At 63.8% G+C, this 26,053-nt stretch carries 26 protein-coding genes and 1 pseudogene; 18 read left to right on the top strand and 9 right to left on the bottom strand.

The window, feature by feature from the left end; translation table 11 throughout:
• Positions 1 to 140: 140 nt before the first annotated feature.
• The 4 genes from O1Y97_RS16945 to O1Y97_RS16930 all read left to right on the top strand — a co-directional run bounded on the left by O1Y97_RS16945 (position 141) and on the right by O1Y97_RS16930 (position 3,271).
• Positions 141 to 1,151 (top strand): methyltransferase, encoded by a 1,011-nt coding sequence (locus O1Y97_RS16945; RefSeq protein WP_318761764.1) that lies wholly within the window; start codon positions 141 to 143, stop codon positions 1,149 to 1,151.
• 105 nt (positions 1,152 to 1,256) lie between these two features.
• Positions 1,257 to 2,210, top strand: a complete 954-nt coding sequence (locus O1Y97_RS16940; RefSeq protein WP_318761763.1) for an ABC transporter substrate-binding protein — start codon at positions 1,257 to 1,259, stop codon at positions 2,208 to 2,210.
• Between the two features lie 86 nt (positions 2,211 to 2,296).
• Positions 2,297 to 2,923, top strand: a complete 627-nt coding sequence (locus tag O1Y97_RS16935) for a L,D-transpeptidase (protein WP_245439906.1) — start codon at positions 2,297 to 2,299, stop codon at positions 2,921 to 2,923.
• 39 nt (positions 2,924 to 2,962) lie between these two features.
• Complete coding sequence (locus tag O1Y97_RS16930; protein WP_183261319.1) at positions 2,963 to 3,271, top strand: hypothetical protein; 309 nt, start codon at positions 2,963 to 2,965, stop codon at positions 3,269 to 3,271.
• Between the two features lie 35 nt (positions 3,272 to 3,306).
• Here O1Y97_RS16930 and O1Y97_RS16925 read toward each other — a convergent pair whose 3' ends face one another.
• Positions 3,307 to 4,635: a DNA polymerase IV gene (locus tag O1Y97_RS16925; RefSeq protein ID WP_318761762.1), complete on the bottom strand. Its 1,329-nt coding sequence runs from the start codon at positions 4,633 to 4,635 to the stop codon at positions 3,307 to 3,309.
• 66 nt (positions 4,636 to 4,701) lie between these two features.
• On the opposite strand from O1Y97_RS16925, the pseudogene O1Y97_RS16920 reads away from it, so the two are divergent.
• Positions 4,702 to 5,276: pseudogene (locus O1Y97_RS16920) on the top strand (N-acetyltransferase family protein).
• 5 nt (positions 5,277 to 5,281) lie between these two features.
• Here O1Y97_RS16920 and O1Y97_RS16915 read toward each other — a convergent pair.
• Complete coding sequence (locus tag O1Y97_RS16915) at positions 5,282 to 5,827, bottom strand: DUF924 family protein (RefSeq protein ID WP_318761761.1); 546 nt, start codon at positions 5,825 to 5,827, stop codon at positions 5,282 to 5,284.
• 2 nt (positions 5,828 to 5,829) lie between these two features.
• On the bottom strand, positions 5,830 to 7,686 hold the full coding sequence (locus O1Y97_RS16910) for a monovalent cation:proton antiporter-2 (CPA2) family protein (protein WP_318761760.1): 1,857 nt from the start codon (positions 7,684 to 7,686) through the stop codon (positions 5,830 to 5,832).
• Between the two features lie 258 nt (positions 7,687 to 7,944).
• Between O1Y97_RS16910 and O1Y97_RS16905 the strand changes: the two genes are divergently transcribed.
• Positions 7,945 to 8,214 (top strand): hypothetical protein, encoded by a 270-nt coding sequence (locus O1Y97_RS16905; protein ID WP_108608235.1) that lies wholly within the window; start codon positions 7,945 to 7,947, stop codon positions 8,212 to 8,214.
• 66 nt (positions 8,215 to 8,280) lie between these two features.
• Here the strand turns inward: O1Y97_RS16905 and O1Y97_RS16900 are convergent, their stop codons facing one another.
• The 4 genes from O1Y97_RS16900 to O1Y97_RS16885 form a co-directional block, all read right to left on the bottom strand.
• On the bottom strand, positions 8,281 to 8,832 hold the full coding sequence (locus O1Y97_RS16900; protein ID WP_183261312.1) for a hypothetical protein: 552 nt from the start codon (positions 8,830 to 8,832) through the stop codon (positions 8,281 to 8,283).
• A 72-nt stretch (positions 8,833 to 8,904) separates the two neighbouring features.
• Positions 8,905 to 9,984: a YcjF family protein gene (locus O1Y97_RS16895; protein ID WP_318761759.1), complete on the bottom strand. Its 1,080-nt coding sequence runs from the start codon at positions 9,982 to 9,984 to the stop codon at positions 8,905 to 8,907.
• Positions 9,981 to 11,453, bottom strand: a complete 1,473-nt coding sequence (locus O1Y97_RS16890) for a YcjX family GTP-binding protein (protein WP_318761758.1) — start codon at positions 11,451 to 11,453, stop codon at positions 9,981 to 9,983. The genes O1Y97_RS16895 and O1Y97_RS16890 overlap by 4 nt, the downstream gene beginning before the upstream one ends.
• Positions 11,454 to 11,520: 67 nt before the next feature.
• The gene (locus O1Y97_RS16885) at positions 11,521 to 12,024 is read right to left on the bottom strand and encodes a SixA phosphatase family protein (protein ID WP_318761757.1); all 504 of its coding nucleotides are present in this window, start codon (positions 12,022 to 12,024) and stop codon (positions 11,521 to 11,523) included.
• 242 nt (positions 12,025 to 12,266) lie between these two features.
• On the opposite strand from O1Y97_RS16885, the gene dksA reads away from it, so the two are divergent.
• The gene (gene dksA, locus O1Y97_RS16880) at positions 12,267 to 12,683 is read left to right on the top strand and encodes an RNA polymerase-binding protein DksA (protein WP_055973928.1); all 417 of its coding nucleotides are present in this window, start codon (positions 12,267 to 12,269) and stop codon (positions 12,681 to 12,683) included.
• Positions 12,684 to 12,750: 67 nt separating this feature from the next.
• On the opposite strand, the gene O1Y97_RS16875 is transcribed toward dksA, so the two are convergent.
• Positions 12,751 to 13,476: a flagellar biosynthetic protein FliO gene (locus tag O1Y97_RS16875; protein ID WP_318761756.1), complete on the bottom strand. Its 726-nt coding sequence runs from the start codon at positions 13,474 to 13,476 to the stop codon at positions 12,751 to 12,753.
• Between the two features lie 209 nt (positions 13,477 to 13,685).
• On the opposite strand from O1Y97_RS16875, the gene cckA reads away from it, so the two are divergent.
• From cckA to O1Y97_RS16850, 5 genes are all read left to right on the top strand, one after another.
• Positions 13,686 to 16,280 (top strand): cell cycle histidine kinase CckA, encoded by a 2,595-nt coding sequence (gene cckA, locus O1Y97_RS16870; protein ID WP_318761755.1) that lies wholly within the window; start codon positions 13,686 to 13,688, stop codon positions 16,278 to 16,280.
• A gap of 100 nt (positions 16,281 to 16,380) precedes the next feature.
• The gene (deoD, locus tag O1Y97_RS16865) at positions 16,381 to 17,118 is read left to right on the top strand and encodes a purine-nucleoside phosphorylase (protein WP_318761754.1); all 738 of its coding nucleotides are present in this window, start codon (positions 16,381 to 16,383) and stop codon (positions 17,116 to 17,118) included.
• A gap of 210 nt (positions 17,119 to 17,328) precedes the next feature.
• Positions 17,329 to 17,481 carry a hypothetical protein gene (locus O1Y97_RS16860; protein ID WP_183262411.1) on the top strand — a complete coding sequence of 51 codons (153 nt, stop codon included), beginning with the start codon at positions 17,329 to 17,331 and terminating at the stop codon, positions 17,479 to 17,481.
• 337 nt (positions 17,482 to 17,818) lie between these two features.
• The gene (locus O1Y97_RS16855; RefSeq protein WP_183261301.1) at positions 17,819 to 19,177 is read left to right on the top strand and encodes a DEAD/DEAH box helicase; all 1,359 of its coding nucleotides are present in this window, start codon (positions 17,819 to 17,821) and stop codon (positions 19,175 to 19,177) included.
• Between the two features lie 105 nt (positions 19,178 to 19,282).
• A complete protein-coding gene (locus O1Y97_RS16850) occupies positions 19,283 to 20,500 on the top strand; it encodes an MFS transporter (RefSeq protein ID WP_318761753.1) in 1,218 nt (405 codons plus the stop codon).
• Here the strand turns inward: O1Y97_RS16850 and O1Y97_RS16845 are convergent.
• Positions 20,491 to 21,312 carry an SDR family NAD(P)-dependent oxidoreductase gene (locus O1Y97_RS16845; protein ID WP_108608226.1) on the bottom strand — a complete coding sequence of 274 codons (822 nt, stop codon included), beginning with the start codon at positions 21,310 to 21,312 and terminating at the stop codon, positions 20,491 to 20,493. The genes O1Y97_RS16850 and O1Y97_RS16845 overlap by 10 nt on opposite strands.
• Before the next feature lie 215 nt (positions 21,313 to 21,527).
• Between O1Y97_RS16845 and O1Y97_RS16840 the strand changes: the two genes are divergently transcribed.
• The 6 genes from O1Y97_RS16840 to O1Y97_RS16815 all read left to right on the top strand — a co-directional run bounded on the left by O1Y97_RS16840 (position 21,528) and on the right by O1Y97_RS16815 (position 26,037).
• Positions 21,528 to 22,556 (top strand): cysteine synthase A, encoded by a 1,029-nt coding sequence (locus tag O1Y97_RS16840; protein ID WP_318761752.1) that lies wholly within the window; start codon positions 21,528 to 21,530, stop codon positions 22,554 to 22,556.
• Positions 22,556 to 23,299 (top strand): alanyl-tRNA editing protein, encoded by a 744-nt coding sequence (locus tag O1Y97_RS16835; RefSeq protein ID WP_318764229.1) that lies wholly within the window; start codon positions 22,556 to 22,558, stop codon positions 23,297 to 23,299. Before O1Y97_RS16840 ends, O1Y97_RS16835 begins: the two co-directional genes overlap by 1 nt.
• 13 nt (positions 23,300 to 23,312) lie before the next feature.
• The gene (sseA, locus tag O1Y97_RS16830) at positions 23,313 to 24,164 is read left to right on the top strand and encodes a 3-mercaptopyruvate sulfurtransferase (RefSeq protein WP_318761751.1); all 852 of its coding nucleotides are present in this window, start codon (positions 23,313 to 23,315) and stop codon (positions 24,162 to 24,164) included.
• A 2-nt stretch (positions 24,165 to 24,166) separates the two neighbouring features.
• On the top strand, positions 24,167 to 24,730 hold the full coding sequence (locus O1Y97_RS16825) for a GNAT family N-acetyltransferase (RefSeq protein WP_108609910.1): 564 nt from the start codon (positions 24,167 to 24,169) through the stop codon (positions 24,728 to 24,730).
• 110 nt (positions 24,731 to 24,840) lie between these two features.
• Positions 24,841 to 25,398, top strand: coding sequence for an OmpA family protein (locus O1Y97_RS16820; protein ID WP_318761750.1), 558 nt, complete (start codon positions 24,841 to 24,843; stop codon positions 25,396 to 25,398).
• A gap of 147 nt (positions 25,399 to 25,545) precedes the next feature.
• Positions 25,546 to 26,037: a DUF1203 domain-containing protein gene (locus O1Y97_RS16815; protein ID WP_318761749.1), complete on the top strand. Its 492-nt coding sequence runs from the start codon at positions 25,546 to 25,548 to the stop codon at positions 26,035 to 26,037.
• Positions 26,038 to 26,053: the final 16 nt, after the last annotated feature.

Below are 26,053 nucleotides of genomic sequence, written 5' to 3'. Positions count from 1 at the left end.
GCGCGTTGCGGCGAACAATCCCTGCTGGTATTTTAGGCGCCTCTCACCTGCAGCGCGTGCTGCTTCGTGGGGTGCGCAAACCCGCCTGTACACTTTGAACGATTGTATCGGTGAATGCACCAGGCACTTGAGGCTTCGTCATGGACGAGAAGGCCGCCGCATCACAGCTTATGCAGATGGTGAATGGGTACCAGGTGTCCCAGGCGCTCTGTGTTGCGGCAACTCTCGGCATTGCCGATCATCTGGTGTCGGGCGTCCGGTCCAGCGACGACCTGGCCGAAGCCACCTCTGCACATCCACAATCCCTCTACCGGCTTCTGCGCGCGCTGGCCTCCGTTGGCGTGCTGCATGAAGGCGACGCACGCCAGTTTTCCCTCACCAGTCTTGGGGCAGGCCTGCGTTCCGATGTCGAGCATTCCGTCGCGCCTTGGGCGCGCATGGTCGGGCGAGCCTATTATCGCGACGCCTGGAGCGAACTCCTGCACAGCGTGCGCACCGGCGAAAATGCCTTCGCCCATGCCCATGGGACAGGCGTCTGGCAGTATCGCATCGACCATCCCGAGGAATCCCTGATCTTCGACCGGGCGATGTCGTCCTTCGTGCCCGCTGTCGCTGCGGCCGTCCTTGCGGCATATGATTTCAGCAGGTTCGAGGTCGTCATGGATGTCGGCGGCGGGCAGGGTGCGCTGCTCGCCGCCATACTTTCACGCAACCCGTTGCAGCGCGGAATCCTGTTAGATCAACCACAGGTGGTGGAAGGCGCGAGAGCGGTGTTGCAGGCGGCGTCGGTGGCTGAACGTTGCCAGATGATCGGCGGCGATTTCTTCGTCTCAGTGCCCGAGGGGGCGGACGCCCATGTGATGAAATGGATCCTGCACGACTGGGACGACGAACGCTCGATTGCCATCCTGAAATGCTGCCGCAGGGCGATCCGGCCTGACGGCAAGCTGCTCGTGCTGGACGCGGTGCTGGCCCCGCCAAATGAAGGTGCGAGGGCCAAGTTCGCAGATCTCAACATGCTGGCCGTGCCCGGCGGACAGGAGCGAACCAGGGACGAGTTCGCAAGTCTCTTCGCCGCCTCTGGTTTCCGTTTGACGAATGTCTTCGACGCCGGCCCACGCATCAGCCTCATCGAGGGTGAACCCGTCTAATATCCCTGTCCTAGATTGAAGGTCGTCCGGGGCGCGTAACTTCGCTTGACTTCAATGCCCGATGAATAGAGCCTGCTGCCAGCGGAAACGAGGCTAGCGGTCAAGATGATGACCCTGTTGCGAGGTGTCTGCGCTACGGCTGTGCTTGTGGGAGGCATTCTCCAGGCCCATGCCGCCGATCTCGTCGTGGCAATGCCGAATTGGCCTTCCGGACAGGCGGCTGCGAATATCATCAAGGCAGCCCTGGAGAAATCGCTCGGTCTCGAGGTCGACGTCGCCGAGATGGGGACGTTGATCGCGTTCTCCGGAATGGATGCGGGCACGGTCGATGTCTACCCGGAAGTCTGGCGCCCGAATTTCGATCCCTTGATCCAGAAATACGCCACCGACCGCGGCACCATCCATCTCAGCAGCCACGATGTATCGGCGACGCAGGGTTTGTGCGTCACGCAGAAGACCTATGACGAGCATGGCGTACGCGACGTTGTGGATCTGAAGGACCCTGCCAAGGCTAGGCTCTTCGATACCGACGGCGACGGCAAGGGCGAGATGTGGATCGGCGCGCGCGGCTGGCTGTCGACCGATGTCGAACGCATCCGTGCCAAGAGCTACGGCTATGCCGAAACCATGACGCTGCTGGAAATGCCAGAAGAAGTCGGCATGTCGGCGGTTGATGCGGCTGTCGCGACCGACAAGCCGATCGTCTTCTATTGCTACAGTCCACACCATGTCTTTCAGCTTCACCAGATCAAGCAGCTGAGCGAGCCGGCATTCGATCCAGCGAAATGGAAGGTGGTGTTGCAGGCCGACGATCCGCTCTGGCTGTCGAAGTCGGACGCGCCGGTGGCCTGGAAGCCGTCGAGCTTCAGCCTGGCTTATGCTTCCTCGCTGTCCAAGCGCCTGCCTGCGGTGGCCAGGTTCCTCGACAAGGTCGATTTCAACGCCGACGAAGTGACTGCCATGGGCTACGCGCTGGAAGTTGAGCGGCAGGATCCGGCGAAGTTTGCCGAGCAATGGGTGGCGACCCACGATGAACGCGTCAAGGGATGGCTGCAGTGATGCCGGTCGAAACCTAAACAAGGGTGAGGTGCATGGCAGGGATGTCGCGTCTGCGCGGAAGGCTGGGTTGGGTCGCGGCCCTGTTCATGGCTGTGGGGCTCGGAGCGGCATTGGCGCAGGTAGGCCCGACGACGCAGATATTCGACCCGAAGACGCACAAATGGATCAACTACGACCGCAAGAAGGCGCGGCAGTATTACGCCGCCCACGGCCAGGTGCCTGATGCGTTTCGCCGACAGATCGTGACGTTCCGCACGGCGGAGAAGCCGGGAACGATCATCATAGATGGCAACCAGCACTTCCTCTATCTCGTGCTGCCCGGTCTCAAGGCCGTGCGCTACGGCATCGGTGTCGGTCGCGACGGCTTTGGCTGGGCCGGCATCGTGCGCGTCGGCCGCACCGCCGAATGGCCAACCTGGACGCCGCCGGCCGAGATGGTGGCGCGCGATCCGAACGCCGCCAAGTTTGCCGGCGGCATGCCGGGCGGTCCCGACAATCCGCTCGGCGCACGTGCGCTCTACCTCTACCAGGGCGACCAGGACACCATCTACCGCATCCATGGAACGCCGGAACCGTGGACGATTGGCCTCGACGTGTCGTCCGGCTGTATCCGCATGAACAATGACGACATCGTCGACCTGCATGCGCAGGTGCGGGTGGGCGCCAAGGTCGTGGTGCTGATGCAGGGGGCGGCGCTCTACAAGGGTGTGTGACACCTCTCAACGACCAGACGCATGGAACGAGGGGACGAAATGCGAACGATCCATCTTGCCGCCACTGCCCTGCTGACCGGACTTGCTGCTGCCGGTTGCAGTTCCACCGCGCCAGAGCCGCAAGACATGGCGCGAACCACGGTGCAGACAGCACCCGCCGACCTGCAACTCACCTGCGCAAGTGCTGCCGCAACCTCGGCTGGCGTCGACGCCGACAAGGTGTTGCCGGTCGGTTCGTCGCAACTGGACGCGACCAGGTACCAGGTCGAACTCAATGCGTCCGGCCAGCGCTATACCTGCGTCGTCGACAATATGGGCACGGTGACGTCGGTGCAGAAGGCGGCCTGAAAGGCGCTTCAGACGCCAATGGCGCACTGCCGAAGCTAGTCGTCCAGCGGTTCCGGCGGGCGGGTGTTGCGGCCTTTGCCGAAGGTGTAGCCGGTCTCGACCGCTTGCCTGCCGAACTTGCCGCGCAACACGTCGATGGCACCTTCCGCCAACGCGCGCTTGTGTGACTGGACATCGACCAGATCCGGCGGATCGGCCCGCTCGTCGTCCGACAGGTCGCTGACGCCGACGCCGAGAAGGCGGTACTTGGTGCCGTCGGTTTCCCTGGCCAGCAATTGCATGCCGGTCTGGAAGATGCGGTCGGCGAGCCTTGTCGGATCGGCAAGCTGCCGGTTGCGCGTCCTGAGCTTGAAATCCTGCGTCTTGAGCTTCAGCACCACCGTCCGGCCTGCGATTCCTGCCTTCTTCAGCCGCGCCGACACCTTCTCCGACAAGGCGCGCAGCACCGGCACGAGGTCGGCCGGCGTCGCGAGATCGGTGTCGAAGGTCGTCTCGGCCGAGACGCTCTTGGCTTCATGATCGGGCGACACCTGCCGGTCGTCCTGGCCACGCGACAGATGGTAGAGCCGGCTGCCCATCGTGCCGTAGCGCCGCATCAGGTCGCCGCGCTCCATGCGCTGGAGCTGGCCGATGCTGCGGATGCCGTCACGTTCGAGCGTTGCGGCAAAGGCCTTGCCGACGCCCCAGATCATCGTCACCGGCTGTTGCGCTAGGAAACCCAGGGCCTCTGCCTCGCCGATGACGGCGAAGCCACGCGGCTTGCGGAAGTCGGAGGCGATCTTGGCGAGGAACTTGCAGTAGGACAGCCCGGCCGAGACGGTAATGCCGATCTCCTTTTCCACGGCGGCTGCGAATCGGGCGAGGACCAGAGCGGGTGGAAGCCCGTGCAGTCGCTCGGTGCCGTCGAGATCGAGAAACGCCTCGTCGATCGAGATCGGCTCGACCAGCGGCGTCAGTGCCTGCATCATCGCCCGCACCTCGCGGCCGACGCGGACGTATTTCTCCATGTCGGGCTTGACCACCACCGCCTCGGGGCAGGCCTCCAGCGCCTTGAACATCGGCATCGCCGAGCGCACCCCATGGATGCGGGCGATGTAGCATGCGGTCGAAACCACCCCGCGCTTGCCGCCGCCGATGATGACGGGCTTGTCCTTCAGGTCGGGGTTGTCGCGTTTTTCCACCGCCGCATAGAAGGCGTCGCAGTCGATATGGGCGAGATGCAGCTCGTAGAGCTCCGCATGGCGCAACAGGCGAGGGCTGCCGCAGGCATGGCAGCGCAAGCCCGCGCCGCGCTGAAGGGCAAGGCAGTCGCGGCAGAAACCGTGGCTGGGATCGTTGACAGGCATTGCCTTCACTGCGAACATAAAGAGAACGAACGCGATTTTATGCCAGCCGCAGTGCCGCGACAAGGCTGTGCGACGGAGCTATCCATGTCTGATGCTATCTTGCCGCTGACGCCCGATCTGTGGCCGCAATTCGAAGACCTGTTCGGCAAGCAGGGCGCTTGCTACGGCTGCTGGTGCACCTATTTCAGGCTGCCGCCGGCGGCACGGCGGCAAAGCAGTCGCGAACGCAACAAGGATCACATCAAGGCGCGCATCGAGGCGGGGCCTCCGCCGGGCGTGCTTGCCTTCGATGCCGGCCAAGCAGTTGGCTGGATGCAGATCGGCCCGCGCGCCGATGTGCCCGAATTCAACAATGCCGGCAGGGGATCCACGCCGCTGGATCCCGATGATGCCGGCGACCCACGTGTCTGGGCGATCTCGTGCTTCTTCATCCGCAACAATGCGCGCGGCCAGGGACTGACTCACCAACTGGTCGACGCCGGCATCCATTTTGCGCGCCAGTCGGGTGCGCGGCTGCTGGAGGCGTGCCCGATGGACCAGTCGAAGGATTCGCGCTCGGTCGGTCTTTTGTCGGCTCGACGCGGGTATTCGAGAAAGCCGGGTTTTCGCGAGCGGCCGAGCGCAAGCCCGGCCGACCCCTTATGCGCCTGGAGCTCTGAGCCGCTCAGCCGGAAAAGCCGCCGCTTTCGAGGAACGCCAGTTCCTGCTCGCTCGATTCGCGCCCGAGGATGGAGTTGCGGTGCGGGAAGCGGCCGAAACGAGCGACGATGTCGCGATGGCCGATGGCGTGCTTCAGGTAGTCGCCACCAAGGGCGGTCGACCGTTCGAGCGGGATGTCGTGGTCGGCCAACGTCTCGGAATGTGAGAACGGCAGGTAGAAGAACACCCGGATCGGCCCTTCTGTGGCGAGGTCGTGGCCGTCGGCTACCGCATTGCGCGCGAAATGGCGGGCGAGCGGATCGGTGGCATACATATGGCCGCTGCCGCGGAAACAGTTGCGCGGAAACTGGTCGAGCAGGATCATCAGCGCCAGTGCGCCTTCGGGGTCGCTCGCCCAGTGATCGCATTGGCGCTTGGCCGCGGCCATGTGCAGGTTGCCGAAACGGCTGCGGAACCGGTCGTCGAACATCTCGTCCTTGCGGAACCAGCCTTCGGGGCCGGCCTCACGCCAATAGGCGACGACTTCGGTTGCGCGCTGCCTGTCCACCATGATCAATTCCTTTCCGTTTGTTCGGTCGTCTTCCTGGCGATGACGCTCGCCGCTTCCTCGTTGAGTGCCTTGGCGGCGCGGCGCGGTGGCGTCAGCGGCGTCGGCACCGGACCGGGAATGTTGCCCTGCAGATAGTTGCGGCCGGACTGGATGTCACCTGCGAACTGCATCTCCAGTCGCGCCGCATCGCGACGGCGCACTTCTTCGATCACCTCGGCGACTTCATCCGGATCCTCGCCGAGCTTTTCGAGCGTGGAACCGCCGAAAAGCAGTGCCGATTCGAATGTCTCGCGCAGCTGGAAATCGACGCCGGCGCGAATGAGCTCGATCGCGGTGCCCCGATCATAAGCCCGTGCCAGTACCGGTATCAGCGGGAATTCGGCCCTGAGATGTTCGGCGATGCGGACAGCAACATCCGCCTTGTCGACACAGATCAACACCGCACGTGCACGTCCGGCACCGGCAGCATGCAGGATGTCGAGCCTCGTGCCGTCGCCGTAATAGACCTTGAAGCCGAAATCGGCCGCCGCCTGGATCATCTCGACGTCGTTGTCGATGATCGAGACATCGACTCCGCGCAGCAGGAGCGGCTGGCTGGCGATCTGGCCGAAGCGTCCGAAGCCGATGACCAGCACCGTGCCGCTCAGTTCGGCAGCCACGTCGACATCTTCGAGCGACTGTTCGTCCTGTGGCGTGAGGCGGTGCAGCACCATGATCGCCAGGGGCGTCAGCACCATGGAGATGATGATGATGGCGGTGAGGATAGCGTTGGACTCGCCGTCGATGATGCCTACGGCGAGCGCCGACGAATAGAGCACGAAAGCGAACTCGCCGCCTTGCGCCATGATCACCGCGCGCTCCAGCGCCTCGCGATGCCCCGAGCGCAGGCAGCGCGCGACGACGTAGATGCCGATGCCTTTCGCCAGCATGTAGACGACGACGTAGAAGGCGATCATCTGCCAGTTGGCTGCGACCACCAGGAGGTCGAGCGACATGCCGACCGCGATGAAGAACATGCCGAGCAGGATGCCGCGGAAGGGCTCGACGTCGGCCTCCAACTGGTGCCGGAAGGTCGATTCGGAAAGCAGCACGCCTGCGAGGAAGGCACCCATCGCCATGGAGAGCCCGCCAAGCTGCATGGCGAGCGCCGAGCCGAGCACGACCAGCAGCGCGGCGGCAGTCATCACCTCGCGGGCGCGCGAATCGGCAAGGATGCGGAACAGCGGATTGAGCAGATATCGGCCGGCGATCACCAGGCCGGTGATCGAGGCGATGCCGATGCCGATCTCGCTCAGCCGGCCGGCCCAGCCTGTGTCGATGTCATTGCCCGAAACGGGCGCAAGGAAGGCAACGAGCGCCAGCAGCGGAACGATGGCGAGGTCTTCCAGCAGCAGGATCGATACCATCCGCTGGCCCTTGGGCGTCGACATCTCGCCGCGCTCTTCGAGCAATTGCATGACGATCGCCGTGGAGGTCAGAACGAAGCCGGCGCCGGCGACAAAGGATTGCGCAACGGAAAATCCTGTCGCCAGTCCGATGGAGGTCAAAAGCAACGCGCAAAGTCCGACCTGGAATGCGCCGAGGCCGAAGATCTCTCGCCGCAGGCCCCACAGCCGCGACGGCTGCATCTCGAGCCCGATGATGAACAGGAACATCACCACGCCGAGCTCGGCGACATGCAGGATGGTTTCTGCCTCGGAGAACACGCCGATGCCGAAAGGGCCGATGATGACGCCGGCACTGAGATAGCCGAGTATCGAGCCAAGGCCGAGGCGCTTGAATATCGGAACGGCCACGACGCCCGCAGCCAGCAACGCCACAACCGGAATCAGGTCGACGCCCGTAGTCTCTGCCGCCATGCGCTCTGTCGATCCTTTGTTTGCGGCTGCCGGCCGCTTGAGGGGAAGCTCAAGATAGGTGGTTCGCACGCCGCCGAACAGCCCGCCTGATGGACCGAAATTTGCTGTAGGGATTTGCAGTCGGGCAGGGTGCGCGCGCTGGCCTCACAACCTGTCATTGCGTGTGACATGGCTTGACGCTAAGGCGGGTCCGGTTTCGACCAGCGGGTGGTTGAATTGCCGCCGGCATTTCCTGCCGGTTACGAGGAGAGGACTGACATGAACAAGATTCTGTTTGCCGTGATTGGTGTTGCTGCGCTTGGCCTTTCGGCCTGCTCGAAGGCGGCGCCGGAGTGCACCGCCGAAGTCATGGCCAAGAAGAGCCAGGAAGTGGGAACGGCGCTTCAGGAAGCGGTGACCAAGGATCCGGCCAAGGCTGCCGAACTGTCGGCCAAGGTGCAGGAAGTTGCGTCCAAGTACACTGGTGCCACCACTTCGGAAGAGGCCTGCAAGGCGTATGACGAACTGCTGACTGTCATCAAGGGCTGATTCTCGCGGCGAGAATCAGAGAGGGCGGCGCCGATGGCGCCGCCCTTTTTTGTTGGGGCAGGGGAATCAGTTCTTGGCGATGGCGCCGACCGCGGTGTCGTCGACGCGCGACAGCTTCATGCCGATCACCGGCACCAGTTGCTTGTCGACACGCACCGAAACCGTGACATGCATCGAGTTCTCGTCAGGCACGCGGGCCTGCATCACGCCGTTGAGCTGGTTACGGTTGAGCGACAGCACGACTTTTCTGCCATCGACGACGTTGCCGGAAACGATGTCCAGGCCCTTGCCCGCGGAGCCGTCGAGGAAGGTTCCGCGATAACTGCGTCCCTTCTGTTCGATGGTTGCCGACATCTTCTGGGTAAACACGCCGACGCGGCAGCCGCCGTCGAGCGACATCCCGACTTTCCCGTCCGGCGTCGAACCGGTGAAGCTGCAGGTGAACTTGGTGCCCTTATATTTGCCGGCGACGATTTCGCCGGGTCCGACCCATTCGCCCTCGACCGATTTGAAGAATTTCTTGTCGCGTTCGGGTGCCTTGGCGGGTTCGGCATGTGCGATGCCTGAGAGCGAAACCGCCATGGCGGGCAAAACGGCGGACAAAAACAAGCGCTTCATGGGCACACCCGACAGCAGGAAACTGGAACGACTAGCTGCCGGGACCATGGCGAAAAATGGTTAATGCTTCGTCTATTTGGCCTTGTCGGCACCCTTGTCCTTGGTTGCGAATGTGGTGAGTGCGGCAAGGAAATCGCCCATGCCGGGTCGCTTGACCGCAGCAAAGGGCAGGGGGCGCGCCGTCTCCATTGCGGCAATGCCGATGCGCGCGGTCATCATGCCGTTGACGATGCCTTCGCCGAGCTTTGCCGACAGCTTGGCGGCAAGTCCGTGGCCCACAAGCTGCTGGACGAAACTGTCGCCGACGGCGATCGAGCCGGTAACGGCCAGATGGGCAAGTGCTGCGCGCGCCAGTCTGAAGAAGCCGAGCGTGCCCGGGCGGCCGCCGTACAGTTCAGCCAGCCGGCGGATCAGCCGGCCGGCCTCGAACACCACATAGGCGATGTCGACCAGCGCGCGCGGGCTGACGGCCGTGACAAGTGACACGCGCTTGGCCGCATCCAGGATGAGGATCTTTGCCTGTGCGTCGAGCGGCGTCAGGATTTCGGTCTCGGCAAGGCCCACCAGATCGCGGCCGTCGATCACTTCGCCGCGCAGATCCGCCAGGGCACGCCTGCCCGCAGCCGTTTCGGGCTTCGATGCCAGCAGGCTCGACAATTCGTCGACGACGCCGCGCGCTGCGCCGGGGTCGTTGCGTTCGATGGCATCGGCCGCGCGGTTGCGCAGGCGCTCCACCGACGCGAGCCGGAAAACCGACAAAAGCTCGCGAACGACTATGACGAGCAGCGCAACCGCGGCGATTGCGGCTGCACCCACCGCCAGCCAACCGAGCCAGTCGGCCCTGGAAAACAGGTCGCGGATCAGCCTGTCGGTCCACAATCCGATGCCGAGCGAGATCAGGATGCCCGCCGCCGCGAGAAAGATTGCGCCAATGCGAGACCTCCGCTTGGATGCGGTGGCAGGCGGCGGTTCGGCCACGGCAATGTCGGCCTCGTCAAAGACGTCGAATTCGGCCGGCGTGACGACGACCGACTCCTTGGCCAGCGCGCGAGGTTTGCGCTCGGCGGCCTGCGGCGTCCTGGCCGCAGCGCTGTCCCGTGCATCGGCTTCGGGCTCGATGCGGAACGCAGCAGGCTTGCGAGGCGTGCTCATGCGAGGTGGTCTCCGATCAGGAACTGCAAGGCGCGGTCGAGCCGGATATGCGGCAGCGACAGCGTCACGCCTTCGGCCGTACGTTCCAGCCTGGGCGGGCGGAAACGCACGAAGCGGATCGTCGGGTCGTTCGCGTCCTGGCGATGATTGGTGCCGAAATCCTGAAACACGACGTCTGCCTTCTCCGGCAAGTCACCGGGAAATATAGCAGTTTCCGTGTTGCCGTCGAAACGCTCCTTGCCGATCGCCTCGCCCTCGATGGGCGTTCCAATGATGACGGGCAGTGTTTCGCGGCCTTGCTTGACCGTGCCTTCGCGCGTGGCGCGCACCGCAGCCAATGCCAGGACTTCGACTTCGGCACCTGAAAGGTTCGCCCGCGCCACGGCGCGGTCGGTCAGCCGCCGCACGATCGATTGCAGCCGGTCGTGGCTCTCATGGTGCAGATGGTCGGCCTTGGTCGCAGCGACCAGGATGCGGTCGATGCGCCGTGAAAACAGGTCGGTCAAGAGGTTGCCGCGGCCGGGGCGAAAGCAGGCAAGGATTTCGGTCACCGCGCGCTCCAGGTCGGCGATAGCGCCAGGGCCGGCGTTCAGGGCCTGCATGGCATCGATCAGCACGATCTGCCTGTCGAGCCGGGCGATATGCTCGCGGAAGAACGGCTTCACCACATGCGTCTTGTACGCCTCGTACCGCCGCTCCATCATCGCATGCAGCGAGCCGGGGCGCGCGCGCTGGCCAAGGCCGGGCAGCGGCGCAAAGGTCAGCGCCGGCGAACCCTCCAAGTCGCCCGGCATCAGGAAGCGCCCGGGCGGCAGCGTCGACAGCGCGCGCTCGTCGTCCTTGCATGCCTTGAGGTAGGCGGAAAACGTCTCGGCGAGCCTCCGGGCCGTCATCTCGTCGGCGTCGGCTTCGGGCTTCACGGTTGCCGCAAGCGCGCGCCAGGCTTCCGACAGGTCGGCCCTGACAGGCAGTCGGGCGAGCTCGAATGCCTCGCGGGAAAAATCGTCGTAACTCTTGCCGAGCAGCGGCAGGTCGAGCAGCCATTCGCCGGGATAGTCGACAAGGTCGACGGACAGTTTTCCAGCTGAAAACATGCGGTTCCAGCCGGAAGCTGACTCGAATTCTATGGTCAGCCTGAGCTCCGAGATGGCGCGGGTGGAATCTGGCCAGATGCGCTGGTCAACGAGGGCCGCGACATGATCCTCGTACTGGAAGCGCGGCACGGCGTCGTCGGGCTGCTGCTCGAGGAAAGCGCGCGAGATGCGCCCTGATTTCTGCGCCTCGAACAGGGGCAGGCGGCCACCGTGGATCAGGTTGTGCACGAAAGCGGTGATGAACACCGTCTTGCCGGCGCGGGAAAGTCCGGTGACGCCAAGCCGCATGGACGGCGAAAACAGCCCCGTTGCGCGGCCGGAAAGCGTGTCCAGCGCGATACGCGCCTCGTCGGTAAAGGTGGTCAGTGACGCCAATCGTCATCCCCCATGCGATAGCGCCGGATATAGGTGCCACCTCCGGGATTTGAAATGGCGTCCGGCTTCAAAGATCGGCGGGCGTCAGGAAGGCTTCGAGGTAGCCGCGGCCCAGTTCGGCGCCGGTCAGCGCGCCTTCGAGCCGGATTACGGCGAGGCCGGAGGTCGGAAATCCGGTGTGCAGCGTATGCAGCGCGGTCTCCTCGCCGTCGCCCGACACGGCGATGGCCAGATCTTCCATCATCGGATTATGCCCGATGACGAGGATCGAGCCGTGCCGGCCGTTTTCGCGGATTTTGTCGAGATAGCCGGCGGCATCGGCACTGTAGAGGTCGTCGGTGAAGACCACGCGTCCGGTATCGGCATGGCCGGCCAGCCCTTCCAGCGTTTCCCGGGCGCGCCGTGCGTTGGAGCAGAGCGTGAGTTCGGGCACGTAGCCGCAGGCGCGCATCGCCGTTCCCGTGGCTTCGGCGTCGGCGACGCCCGTGGCGTCGAGCGGTCGATCGAAATCCCTGACGCCGGGCAGTGCCCAGCCGGCCTTGGCGTGTCTGAGAAGGTAGAGCTTGCTCAAATGTTGCTCCCGGAGCCTCAAGCTCCTGACGAGCCTGCGCCAATTATCCCTTCAGGATGTAGCCAAGCGCCGGGCGCCTTGCAACCGGACGATGCCGGTCTGCGTTTCTTGGGGGGAGCGTTGCGCCGTTGCCACGCCGAATCGCCAGTTGCATGTAGGCGCTAACTTTTCGCGGATTACGCTTGTGCGAGGGTTGGCCCGCGAATATATAGGCGCCAAAACGGGGTTGTTGGGTGAGTCGAATGAACGATACCGTTACACTTGGCTACGTGCCCTCCGAAGAGGAGCCGTTCATGAACGAACGGCAGAAGTCTTACTTCAGAGCAAAGTTGGTTGCCTGGAAGAACGACATCCTCCGCGAAGCTCGCGAAACCCTCGAAATACTCCAGCAGGAAAACGCCAACCATCCGGATCTTGCCGATCGTGCATCATCCGAGACGGACCGTGCCATCGAACTCAGGGCGCGCGACCGTCAACGCAAGTTGATCTCCAAGATCGACTCGGCGCTGCAGAGGATTGACGAGGGTACCTACGGCTATTGCGAGGAGACCGGCGAGCCGATCTCGCTGAAGCGACTGGACGCACGTCCGATCGCCACGCTGTCGATCGAAGCGCAGGAGCGCCACGAGCGCCGCGAAAAGGTCTATCGCGACGACTGATCGCGGGATACCAGAACAAGAAAAAGGCGGCTTCGGCCGCCTTTTTTCTTGTCTGATGCCGGCCGTGCTATCGTTTGTGGCTGGTCAGCTCGCCGAGCAGCTTCGCCATCTCGTCGTCAAGCGACGGATCGGCGGCCTTTGCCGGCTTGGCCTGCGGTTTGTCGTCAAGCGAGACTTCCAGCTCTTTCATCAGCGTCTCGTCGATTTCTTCGCCGCGCATTGGCGCGACTGCCGGGGCAGGTGACGATCGAACTGGAGGGGCGTAGCCCGCAGGAATGGCGGGCCTCGGCGCCGGACTGGGAGCAGCCGGTGCAGTCGGTGAGAGCGGTAGCCTGGGCGGTGCCTGCTTGACGGGAGCTGGCGGCGTGGGCTGCTGCGGTCTGGCAGCCGGTGCCTGTGCCGGCCGCTGGACCGTTGGTTGCGCTGCTGCTTGGCGGGCCGGTTGGGCAGCTTGCTGTCCGGCTTCGGTGCCGGTCAGCGCCGGGCGGCGCGGTGCTGTCATCCGGATATCTGTTTCGATAACGACATCTGTCGGTCCGCCGATCAGGAGCAGATGTTCGATGTCGTCGCGGCGCACCAGGACAAGCCGCCTCTGGCTGTCGACGGCAGTCGCGTCCATGACGGCAAGGCGCGTCTTCCTGTTCCTGCCACCGGCAACGAAGGTACCGAAAGTCAGGCTGCGGATCAGCTTGACGATGACCAGCACGATGACAAGCAGCACCAGCGCAGCGAACGTCCACAGCACTGCTGCCGCATATCCGGGTCCCGCCACGCTATCCAGCCATTCGAACATATCTTTTCCCCGTCGCCGCGCCGGGGCGACACTAACGCCTTGCCGCCGCGCCCGGCAAGTTGCCATTCGCGTATTACAGCCACGTTTGAAGCTAAGCGCATGATCTTGCCTCAGGCTTGCACCGCCTTTTTGAGGCTGGGCCTTTTCCCGGTAAGGAGAATGTGATTCAACCGCTTCCGTATGAGGGAGCTGGAGAGACTCGCAGGGGCATGGCCAAGGAAACGCGTAACGACTTTTATCCGGTTCCGATCGTGGATCAGGCAGCGCGCCCCGACGCCATCACGCGGCTGATCATCTTTATCGTCGTGCTGACCGGCGCGGCCATCGTATTCGGTGTGTTCCGCGAACGCCTGGGCGATCCGTTCCTGCTTGGCATGCTTGGCGTGCTTGCGATGATCGGCGTCGGCTATCTCTTCGCCACCGCCATCGGCTTCATCCAGATTTCCCCGCGCTCGCCTGCCGACGGCCTGTCCAAGGCCTTTGTCGATTCGATGTCGCAAGGGCTGGTGGTGACTGACGCCAAGGGTCGCGTGGTCTATGCCAACCGCGCCTATGCCGACATGACGGGAGCCACCACCGCATCGGACTTGAAAACGGTCGATGGCCTGTTGTCGGATGTGCCAGAGGCGTCGTCGACCATTTCCGAGTTGGCGTCGGGCCTGCGCGACGGTCAGGCGGGCGACGGCGAATTTCGGCTTGGTCAATCCGTTCGTCCAGGCGCTGCACCGGGCGCGCGCTGGTATCGCGTGCGGGCGCGTGCCTTCAGCATTCCCGGCCAACGCCAGCCGCTGAATGCCTGGCAGCTTGCCGATATTTCGCCGGAGCGGGCGGAGCAGGAACGCTTCTTCCTCGATCTCCAGCAGGCCATCGATCACCTCGACCACGCGCCGGCGGGTTTCTTCTCGGCGGACCAGGATGGCCGCATCACCTATGTCAATGCGACGCTGGCCGACTGGCTCGGCATCGATCTGGCGAGCTTCACCCCCGGCGCCATCAGCCTGGACGAGGTCGTTGCCGGCGACGGCATGGCGCTTGTCCGCTCCGTCAAGGCCGATCCGGGGACGACGCGCAATGCGGTGATCGACCTCGACCTTGCGACGGTGAATGGCGAAGCCCTGCCGGTTCGTTTCATGCACCGCGTCTCGGCGAGCCGCGAGGGCGTCAACGGGCCGACGCGCACCATCGTTCTCAACCGCACCCAGGGCGAGGACTCCTCCGCCCAGTTGCGCGCTTCGGAAGTGCGCTTCACCCGATTCTTCAATTCGACACCGATGGCCATTGCAGGCGTCGACCAGGCCGGGCGCATCCTGCGCACCAATGCGCCGTTCCTGTCGCTGTTCTCGTCGGTCGTCGACAGGGATGCGGTCGACCGGCGCGTGCGCCTCGACACCGTCATCCACGAGCGCGACCGCGCGGCATTTGCTGCGGCGCTCGAGCGCGCGCATCAGCGCCAGGCCGACATCGCGCCGATCGACACCGTGATGCCCGACAACGAGGAGCGCCACATGCGCTTCTACGTCAACGCTGTCGCCGACGGTTCGGACGCGGAGGGTGCTGAGGAAGCGGCGATCGTCTATGCCGTCGAGACGACCGAGCAGAAGGCGCTCGAGAGCCAGATGGCGCAGAGCCAGAAGATGCAGGCGGTGGGCCAACTCGCCGGCGGTATCGCCCACGACTTCAATAACGTGCTTACCGCCATCATCATGGCGTCGGACCTGCTTTTGACCAATCATCGGCCGTCGGATCCGTCCTTCCCCGACATCATGAACATCAAGCAGAACGCCAACCGCGCCGCCTCTCTGGTCAGGCAGCTTCTTGCATTTTCGCGCAAGCAGACCCTGCGTCCGGAAGTGCTCAACCTTACCGACGTGCTTGCCGACCTGCGCACGCTGCTTGCCCGCCTGGTCGGCAACGGCATCAAGCTCAAGATCGACCATGGCCGCGACCTCTGGCCCATCCGGGCCGACATCGGCCAATTGGAGCAGGTCGTGGTCAATCTCGCGGTTAACGCGCGCGACGCCATGCCTGATGGCGGCGACCTGATGGTACGGACCAAGAATGTTCCGGTCGAAGATTGCAAGGCCTATGGCTACCGCGAACTGGTTCCGGCCGACTACGTGCTGGTCGAGGTCGAGGATACCGGCAGCGGCATCGCGCCCGAGGTGCTGAAGAAGATCTTCGAGCCGTTCTTCACCACCAAGGAGGTCGGCAAGGGCACGGGTCTCGGCTTGTCGATGGTCTATGGCATCATCAAGCAGACCGGCGGCTTCATCTATTGCGACTCCGAGGTCGGCAAGGGGACTGTGTTCCGCATCTTCCTGCCGCGGCACGTGGCCAAGGCGCAGCCGGCGGATGAAGTGAGGCCGGAGGCATCGGTTGCTGCCACGGCCAAGTCACAGGAAGCCGGGGCGGGCAACGTCGCCAAGGACCTGTCCGGCTCGGCCACGGTTCTGCTGGTCGAGGACGAGGATGCGGTGCGCATGGGTGGGGTGAGGGCGCTCACCTCGCGTGGCTACACCGTCCACGAGGCATCGTCGGGCGTCGAGGCTCTCGAGATATTCGACGAACTCAAGGGCCAGATCGACATCGTGGTGTCCGACGTCGTCATGCCCGAGATGGACGGCCCGACGCTGCTCGGCGAGTTGCGCAAGCGCCAGCCCGATATCAAGTTCGTCTTCGTTTCTGGCTATGCCGAGGACGCTTTCGCCAAGAACCTTCCAGCCGATGCGCAGTTCGGATTCCTGCCCAAGCCGTTCTCGCTCAAGCAACTGGCGACGGTCGTCAAAGAGGTGCTCGAGAGCTAGGCACCGCGTATTCAGTTCAGTTCTGCCCGAACTTCTATTAGCTTTCCCGTATGTGGCGATCATGCCATCATGCAGGCAAGCGCGTCGTCGGGGGTGACCAATGCAGACTACGCCGCACAACGAAGCAAGGCGCGGTGACTACGCTGAAACGGTGCTATTGGCCGGCGATCCGCAGCGGTCGGAGTGGATTGCCGCAACTTTCCTAGACGACGTCATGTGCGTGAACCGGGTGCGCGGCGCCCTCGGCTACACCGGCAGGTTCCGTGGCGTTCCGATAAGCGTCCAGACCACCGGCATCGGCGCGCCATCGATGGCCATCTATGCGCACGAACTTCTGGAGACCTATGGCGCCAGGACTTTGATCCGCGTCGGCACATGCGGCGGGTTGGCCGAGCACGTCAGGCTGCGCAGCCTGGTCATCTCGCAATCGTCGAGCAATGACGGCGCCGTCAACCGGCAGCTGTTCGGCTTCTACAGCTACGCGCCGAGCGCCGACTTCGATCTTTTGCGCCGCGCGGCACAGCGCGCCACCGAGCTGGGTCTGGACCATCATGTCGGCCAGACCGCTTCGAGCGATGTTTTCTACCACCCCGATGTGCTTGGACGCTTTGCCGGGGTCCGCGCCCATGGCGCATTGGCGGTCGATATGGAGACCAGCCTGCTCTACACGGTCGCCGCCCGCTTCCATGCCAAGGCCCTGTCGATCTGCACCGTGGTGGACAGCCTCGTTACCGACGAGCAGACGGACACGTCCGAGCGGCAGGAGCTCTTCACCGACATGGTGCGGCTTGCACTCGACGTTGCTATCCCGGCGGAGGCGGGTACGCCCCAGCGGTAGCGCTGCCACCGGCCTGTGGTAGCATGGCTCCGGCCTTGTGAGTCGGCCAACTTTCCCGCGTCATCCCGATCTATGAATGGAGCCGCCGGCGCCCTGGCAAGTTCCGCGCAAGCGATGTTCCATACCCTGATGGGGAGTTCTGGTCTGAGTTCATTGCGTGTGTGCAATCGGACGAAGGGACAGCCGATGGAACAGTTTGTCGAGGAAAGCATGAAGAGGCGTCTGACCGAGCCGGTCGACATACTCACCGCAGTCAGCATCCTGAAATCGCACGGCTATTGGGGGGACGAACTGGTCCTAGCGATCACCAGGATATTCTACGTCGATCTTGACACTTACAACGAGGTGGTCGGCGCCGCCTGAAGCAGATCAAGCGGCGGGAAAATAAGTGCCGCGATGTTGCACCGCAGCATGGTGGGCTTGCTATTTCGAGCCAAATGATCCATATGCGGCGTCATAGGCGCTTGGGCCGGGCTTACGGCTTTCTCCCCAGAGAGACTGGTTGCGTCTGTTTTCTCCCTTTCCGGCAACGGAAGGTGGCGGAATAGACCCGCGGCATGAGGCCAGCGGGCACGACAGCGCAGCCGAGCGGACACGCGTCCGCCGCCTTGTCGTTTCACACGAGATTCGGGCCGGCAGGTTGCGCCCTGCCGCCATTGTTGTTTGTGACGGGAAAGCCGTCGCACGAAAGAAGAAGATATTGACGAATGAAATCAATGCGGAGCTGAACGGCTTCGCCAAACTCGGCATTACCGGCGCGCTGCTCAAGGCCACCCAGATGGCCGGATTCACTGAGCCCAAGCCGATCCAGATCGAGTCGATCCCGGCGCAGCTGGCCGGCCGCGACATCCTCGGCATCGCCCAGACCGGTTCCGGCAAGACCGCAGCCTTCTCGCTGCCGATCCTGCATAAGATCATGGCGCTCGGCACCAAGCGCCGGCCCAAGACGGCGCGTGCGCTGATCCTGGCGCCGACGCGCGAGCTCGCCGTGCAGATCGAAGACACCATCAAGATCCTCGCCAAGGGTGCGCATGTTTCGACCGCGCTGGTCCTCGGCGGCGTGTCGCGTTTCTCGCAGGTCAAGAAAATCGCTCCGGGCGTCGACGTGCTGATTGCCACGCCCGGCCGCCTGACCGACCTCGTCCGTGAAGGCGACCTCGTGTTGGCCGACACCCAGTGGCTGGTCCTCGACGAGGCCGACCGCATGCTCGACATGGGCTTCATCAACGACGTCAAGCGCATCGCCAAGGCGACCGCGCGCAACCGTCAGACCGCCCTGTTTTCGGCAACCATGCCGGCTGAGATCGCTGAATTGGCGCAGGGCCTGCTCAAGGATCCGATTCGCGTCGAAGTTGCGCCGCAGAGCACGACCGCGGCCGAAATCCGCCAGAGCATCATCCTTGCGCGCACCAAGCAGAAGCGTCAGATCCTGGCCAAGATGCTGGCCGATGACGCCATGACCTCGGTCCTGGTCTTCGCCCGCACCAAGCATGGCGCCGACCGTGTCGTGAAGGATCTGGATCGCGACGGCTTTCCCGCCGCCGTCATCCACGGCAACAAGTCGCAGAATGCGCGACAGGCCGCGCTCAACGGCTTCCGCGCCGGCAAGGTCCGCATCCTCGTTGCCACCGATATCGCAGCACGCGGCATCGACGTGCCCGGCATCAGCCACGTCGTGAACTTCGACCTGCCTGACGAAGCCGAAAGCTACGTCCACCGTATCGGCCGTACCGGCCGTAATGGCGCTAACGGCGTTGCGGTCACGTTGGTCGATCCCTCGGAAAACTCGAAGCTGAGGCAGGTCGAGCGCATCATCCGCATGAAGCTGACCATTGATGCCGACCATCTTGGCGAACCGGATCCGGCACGTCCGGCCGGCGAGCCGCGCAGCTTCGTGCCAGCCAACGACCGCGGTGATCGCGAGGAACGCCGGCCCAGCGGTCAGCGCCCGCGCGGAAACAATGGCGGCAAGCCGAAGGGCGATCGTCCGAATGGAAATGCACCCAAGGGTGGCAAGCGCCGCTTCGGCGCGCGCAAGCCGAACACGCGCGCAGCATAAGCTGTGCAGCAGATCGGGCCTGCCTGGTCCATTTGCTGATGTGGCATGAATAGGTTAGGGCGGTCGGGGCGGTGCTTCGGCCGCCCTTTCGTTTGAGGGGTCTGCATGGCCGGGATAGCGACGCTCGCAATCGCCTATGTGCTGTCGCAGTTCTACCGCTCGTTCATGGCCGTGCTGACGCCGGCGCTCACCGCCGATCTCGGCGCCACCAAGGCGCAATTGTCCTTCGCCTCGGGAGCCTTCTTCATCGCCTTCGCCCTGGCGCAATTTGCCATCGGCGTTTCGCTCGATCGCTTTGGTCCGCGGCGCACGGCCTCGACGCTGCTTTTGTTCGGTGGCGGGGGCGGCGCGCTGTTTTTTGCCTCGGCCACTGCGCCCTGGATGGTGATTGCCGCGATGGCGATGATCGGCATCGGCTGCGCCCCGGTGTTGATGTCGTCGCTGTTCATCTTCGCCCGCACATTTTCGATCGCGCGTTTTGCCGTGCTTGCCTCCTGGATGGTCGCATTCGGTACGGCCGGTAACGTCATCGGTGCCGCGCCGTTGGCCCAGGCCGCCGAGGCATTCGGCTGGCGGCCAGTCATGGCCGGGCTCGGGGTCATCACCATGTTGGCCGCCCTCGCGGTGCTGGCGCTTGTGCGCGACCCGAAATCTCCTGATGGCGTGGACGGCGATGCCACTGGCTTTGGCGGCTATCTCGCACTGTTGCGCATGCGGGTCCTGTGGCCGATCATCCCGCTCACCGCGATCAATTATGCGCCGACAACCGGCATCAGGGGCCTGTGGTCAGGGCCCTATCTCGTCGATGTCTATGGCGCGGATGCTTTGATGATCGGGCAGGTGACGTTTTTCATGGCCTTGGCCATGGTCGCTGGCGCCTTCGTCTATGGTCCCCTCGACACGATGTTCCGTACCAGGAAGTGGGTTGCGGTGGTTGGAAATACCATTGGCCTCGCGGCGATCCTCTATCTCGCGCTCAATGTCGTATCCGATCTGACCACCGTTACGGTCGTCTTCGTCATCATCGGCCTGACCGGCGGCAGCTATGGCCTGCTGATGGCGCACGCGCGCGCCTTTCTGCCGCCGCATCTGATCGGACGCGGCGTGACGCTGATGAACTTCTTCTCCATTGGCGGCGTGGGCGCAATGCAGTTTGCAACCGGTGCCGTGGTCACGGCAAGTTCCGTGCCGGGCGATCCGACTGCGTCATATCAGGCGCTGTTCTGGTTCTACGTTGTGATGCTCGGGGCTGCGATTGTCGTCTACCTCTGGGCGCGTGACGCCAAACCCGAAGCTGCTGCCGAAGCTGAGCTTCAGTCGTAGCTTGATCGTCTGAGATAGATGAGAGGCACTCTCTTCCATCGCGTAGAGGCACGCAGCGCCATCTCGCGAAAAGGCCGCGGCAGCAGGAAAAGGAGCTTCATGCCCCATGTCAGGCGCCGCGGGAACGTAACCTCGAAGCCGCTCTTGCGCATTGCCTTGCAAATCCGCTCGGCTGCAGCGTCGACTGCCATCATCGCCGGCATGGAGAACGCGCTTTTCTCCGTCAGCGGCGTGGCGACGAAACCCGGGTTCATCACCTGCGTGCGGATGTTCATCTTGTCGAAGTCGAACTTCAGCGCCTCGGCGATGATGTTGACCGCAGCCTTGGTGGCGCCATAGGCAGCCGTGGTTGGCCAGCCGAAATAGGCGCTGATCGATCCCATGATCACGACGTGCCCGCGACCGCGGTTGCGCATGCGCTCGACAACCGGCACCAGGCCGTTGAGGACGCCAAAGACGTTGACCGCAAAGCTCTGTCGGAAGGTCTCCAATCGAAGATTGTCGCCGGTCACCGGCATGTAGGCGCCGGCGTTGAAGATGGCCAGCACGATCGGTCCTGCCTGTGCCTCGATCGCTGCCACGGCGGCGGCCATGCCGGCCTCGTCGGTCACGTCGGACGGAAAGGACAGGACCCGGCCGGTCATGCCCTGGGTCTCTTCGATCAGCGTGTCGATCGGATCATTGGGGCGTACGGTCACGGCGACCGTGTAGCCCTCCTTGGCCAGCAGGCGCGCGACCGAACGACCGATTCCGGTGCTGCCACCGGTGATCCATGCGACCCCATCGCGCGGGTCCGCCCGATATGTGCTCACCCCATCCCCCTCGAAGCTGCCTGCTGATGCTCTAGCGAGGCGGCGCGTCGATGGGAAGTCCGTTTTGCCCTGAGCCGCCCTCCTATGCCAATTGCCGTCATATTGCAGGGTTGCGTCCCGTTTGACGCCAAGATGCAATGGGCCAGAGAATTTCATCCCTTGAAAGCGCGGCCTCACATTTCTAGGGTTCGTCGGCGAATTAGGAAGGAATCTTCATGCGCTCGGTGATCGATGCCATCGGCAACACGCCTTTGATCCGGCTCAAGCGGGCCTCGGAGGAAACGGGTTGCGAAATCCTCGGCAAGGCCGAGTTCATGAACCCCGGCCAGTCGGTCAAGGATCGCGCCGGTCTGTTCATCATCCGTGACGCCGAGCAGCGCGGTCTGCTCCGGCCCGGCGGGGTGATCGTCGAAGGTACTGCCGGCAATACCGGCATCGGTCTGACCGTCGTCGCCAAGGCACTCGGCTACCGCACGGTAATCGTCATTCCCGACACCCAGAGCCAGGAAAAGAAGGACGCCCTTCGCTTGCTCGGCGCCGAACTGATCGAGGTTCCTGCCGTTCCCTACAAGAACCCGAACAACTACGTGAAGGTTTCCGGCCGGCTTGCCGAACAATTGGCCAGGTCCGACCCCAATGGGGCGATCTGGGCCAACCAGTTCGACAATGTTGCCAACCGTGAAGGCCACATCCGCACGACGGCGGAAGAGATCTGGCAGCAGACCGGCGGCAAGGTTGACGCGTTCGTTTCGGCAGTCGGCACCGGCGGCACGTTGGCCGGCGTGGCTATCGGCCTCAAGGCCAAGCGCCATGCGGTTAAGATCGCGCTCGCCGATCCGCTGGGCGCATCCCTGTACAGCTACTACACGACAGGCGAACTGAAGGCCGAGGGCAGTTCGATCACCGAAGGCATCGGCCAGGGGCGCATCACCGCCAATCTCGACGGCTTCTCGCCGGACTTCTCCTTCCAGATCCCCGACGAAGAGGCGCTGCCCATCGTTTTCAACCTGATCCAGGAAGAGGGCATCTGCGTCGGCGGCTCCACAGGCATCAACATCGCTGGGGCGATGCGCCTGGCGCGGGAACTCGGACCGGGCCATACCATTGTGACCGTACTTGCGGATTTCGGCACGCGTTATCAATCCAAGCTGTTCAATCCGGATTTCCTGCGCAGCAAGAACCTGCCCGTTCCCGATTGGATGGAGAGCGAGCCCAATATCGCGGTTCCGTTCGAGGTGGCATGATGGCATTTTCGACCCAGGCGGTCTTTCGCGACGATGCTTATCTGCGCGAGACCGAGGCGACCGTGGTCGGCATCAACGACCGCGGCGGCATCATTCTTGACCGGACCATCTTTTATGCCACGTCGGGCGGCCAGCCCGGCGATACCGGTCTTTTGAGGCGCGGCGACGGCAGCAACATCTCGGTTGCTGCCACGATTGCCGGCGAGACCAAGGACGAGATCATCCATGTTCCGGGGCTGGAGCAGGCCGTGCCGGAAATCGGCGAACGCCTGAAGCTTTCGATCGACTGGCCGCGCCGGCACCTTTTGATGCGCATGCACGCCGCCTGCCATCTGCTGACCGTGGTGTGCCCATATCCGATAACCGGGGCGTCGGTCAGCGAGGAGGACTCGCGCGTCGACTTCGACATTCCCGACGCCGGCTTCACCAAGGAAGACGTCACGTCCCAGATGATGGAACTCGTCCGCGCCAACCACCCGATCTACAACAGGTGGATCTCCGATGACGAACTCGCGGCAAATCCGACGCTGGTGAAGTCGAAGAACGTTCGGCCGCCTTCCGGCACCGGCAAGATCAGGCTGGTCTGCATCGGCGACAACGCCTCGATCGACAGCCAGCCCTGCGGCGGAACCCATGTTGCCGGCACGGCCGAAATCGGCGAGATCCATATCGGCAAGATCGAGAAGAAGGGGCGCGAGAACCGCCGCTTCCGCATCCGCTTCGGCGCGATGCCTTCCAACTGAACCGGAGACTGCCATGAGCGACAAAAGCGCTTTCGTCATCGATGCGGATTGGCTGGAAAAGCGGCTGGGCACGCCCGGACTGTCGATCGTCGACGCCTCCTGGTACATGCCGGCGCAGAAGCGCGATGCGCGGGCCGAATACGATGCCGCCCACATCCCGGGGGCGGTGTTCTTCGACCAGGACCTGGTCGTCGATCCGGATTCGACCTTGCCGCATACGCTGCCATCGCCATCCCTTTTCGCCCGCTTTGCCGGTTCGATGGGCATTTCGGCTGACGACACCATCGTGGTCTACGACGGACCCGGTTTCATGGCCGCGCCGCGCGTCTGGTGGATGTTCCGCATCATGGGCGTGTTCCAGGTCTATATCCTGGACGGCGGTTTCGAGCGCTGGAAGGCTGCAGGCCGGCCGGTGACCGCCGAGCCGACCAAGACCGCTCCGGGCGTCTTCCACGTCGACTATGACGCGTCCAAGGTCGTTTCGCTCGCCGAGATGCGCAAGATCGTCGACACCGGCAGCGCCCAGGTCGCCGATGCGCGTTCCGCGGGACGTTTCGAGGGCACCGACCCGGAGCCGCGGGCTGGCCTGCGCTCGGGCCATATGCCGGGCGCTCGCAGCGTACCTTCGGGGACGCTGTCCGAGAACGGCGAACTGTTGCCGCTCGACCGCCTGCAGGCGACGCTCGAAGCGGCTGGCATCGACCTGTCCAAGCCGGTGGTCACGTCCTGCGGTTCTGGCGTCACGGCTGCCGTCATCGCGCTTGCGCTGCAATCGCTCGGCCATGGCGACGTCAGGCTTTACGACGGCTCGTGGACCGAGTGGGGCGGCATGTCCGACACGCCTGTGGTGACGGGAAAAGCATGAACATGGCCGCGGACCGCAGCGAGAATATCGAGGTCACGGTCACGTTTCTGGAGATGCACGTGCCGCCGGCCTACACGCCGCCGCTGCCGGTCAATCGCCAGATAGCGCTGCTCAGGACCCGAAACATACCGCTGCATTACTACCGCTATCTCGCCGATCGGGTCGGCCGCAAATGGCATTGGGTCAACATCCTCCGGCTCGATGACGAAGAACTTGCCGCCGGGCTGCATCGCGAGGACCGCGACATTCGCGTGCTCTATCTCGATGGCGCGCCGGCCGGCTTCCTCGATCTCAAGCCGCATCTGCCCGACGAGGTCGAACTCGCCTATTTCGGCATGATGGACCATGCCATGGGGCAGGGCATCGGACGCTGGTTCCTTGGTGCCGCGATCGCTGCCGCGTGGTCATATCGCCCGAACAAGGTGACGGTGCAGACCTGCACGCTCGACCATCCGGCAGCTCTTCCGCTCTACCAGAAGATGGGTTTTTCGCCGGTCGCGCAGAAGACCGAGACGGTGCGGACCATGACCTTTGCCGAACGTTCGGCGAGCGTCATGCGGCCGTGAACGCATACAACCCAGGCTGAACCGTCCGTTCATCGCTTCTTCAGGTTGCTTCTGGCATTTTCCAGCCCATCGGATCTGACCATCTGGTCGACGTGCAAGGAGAATTGAAGATGTTGAACCGCCGTACGCTTGCTGCCGCGCTGATCGCCGTACTTGCCGCGCCTTCTTTCGCTGCCGCGCAGGCGACGACGCCTTCGGCGTCGCAGATCGAGCGCCAGCTTCAGGCAGCGCCGACGACGAAGCTCAGGCCCAACCAGCGCGTGACCGTGCGCGAATTCAAGCGCCGCCCCGATCTGCGCCGCATGGCCCCGTCGATCGACATCCAGTCGATCAACTTCGCCTTTGGCTCGGCCGAGGTTCCCTATTCGCAATACGGCAAGGTGGAGAACATCGCCAACGCGCTCGAGCGCATTCTGCGCCGCGACCCCGGTGCCCGCGTGCTGATCGAGGGGCACACCGATGCCGTCGGTTCGTTTGCGTCGAACCAGGCGCTATCCGAGCGCCGCGCCGCATCGCTGAAGCAGACGCTGGTGCGTGAGTTCGGCATTCCGCGCTATGCCCTGGAGACGGTCGGTTATGGCGAGGAGTTCCTGCTGGTGCCGACCCAGAACGAGAACTGGCGCAACCGCCGCGTCACGCTGCGCCGCTACGACGCCTTCATCCGCTAGCACTTGCTAGGACAGTTCGATGAGCCCGGTTCGCGAGAGCCGGGCTTTTTCGTTCTCGGACTGTTGGCGCGTTGGCAGCGTAAATCGGGTGGGCACGACGGTTTAGGAACCATAGGTTGCGGCCGATGTCCAACGAGGATTGCCGCCATGACCATCCGTTTCCAGGCTCTTCCTACCGATGCGGTGCGCGCGCTTCAGCGTGGCGCGCCCGATGCATATGGCATGAAACCCGAACGCAAGATTTCGGACGGCGACGGCGTGCCGTGCCGCCATTGCCTCGGCAATGTGGGTGAGGGCGAGGCTTATCTCGTGCTTGCCTACCGGCCGTTCCCCGAGTTGCAGCCCTATGCCGAAACCGGCCCGATCTTCCTGCATGCCGAGGCGTGTACGCGGGCAGAAGAGGCCGACGAATTGCCGGAGCTTTTCACCCGGACGCGGGACTACATCCTGCGCGGCTACAGCAGTGACGACCGCATCGTCTACGGCACCGGCGCGGTGACGCCGACGCCCGAGATCGTCGGCAAGGCAGGAGAATTGCTTGCGCGGCCGGACGTCGCCTATGTCCACATGCGCTCGGCAAGGAACAATTGCTATCAGTGCCGGATCGAGTTGGTAGGCACATCCGACGCAGATGCCTGACTGAGTGCCATGAAAA

This window comes from Aminobacter niigataensis, assembly GCF_946995915.1.
In the GTDB taxonomy this organism is placed as follows: domain Bacteria; phylum Pseudomonadota; class Alphaproteobacteria; order Rhizobiales; family Rhizobiaceae; genus Aminobacter; species Aminobacter niigataensis.
Note: the sequence above shows the minus strand (reverse complement) of the source record. Positions and strands in the feature narration are given on the sequence as shown.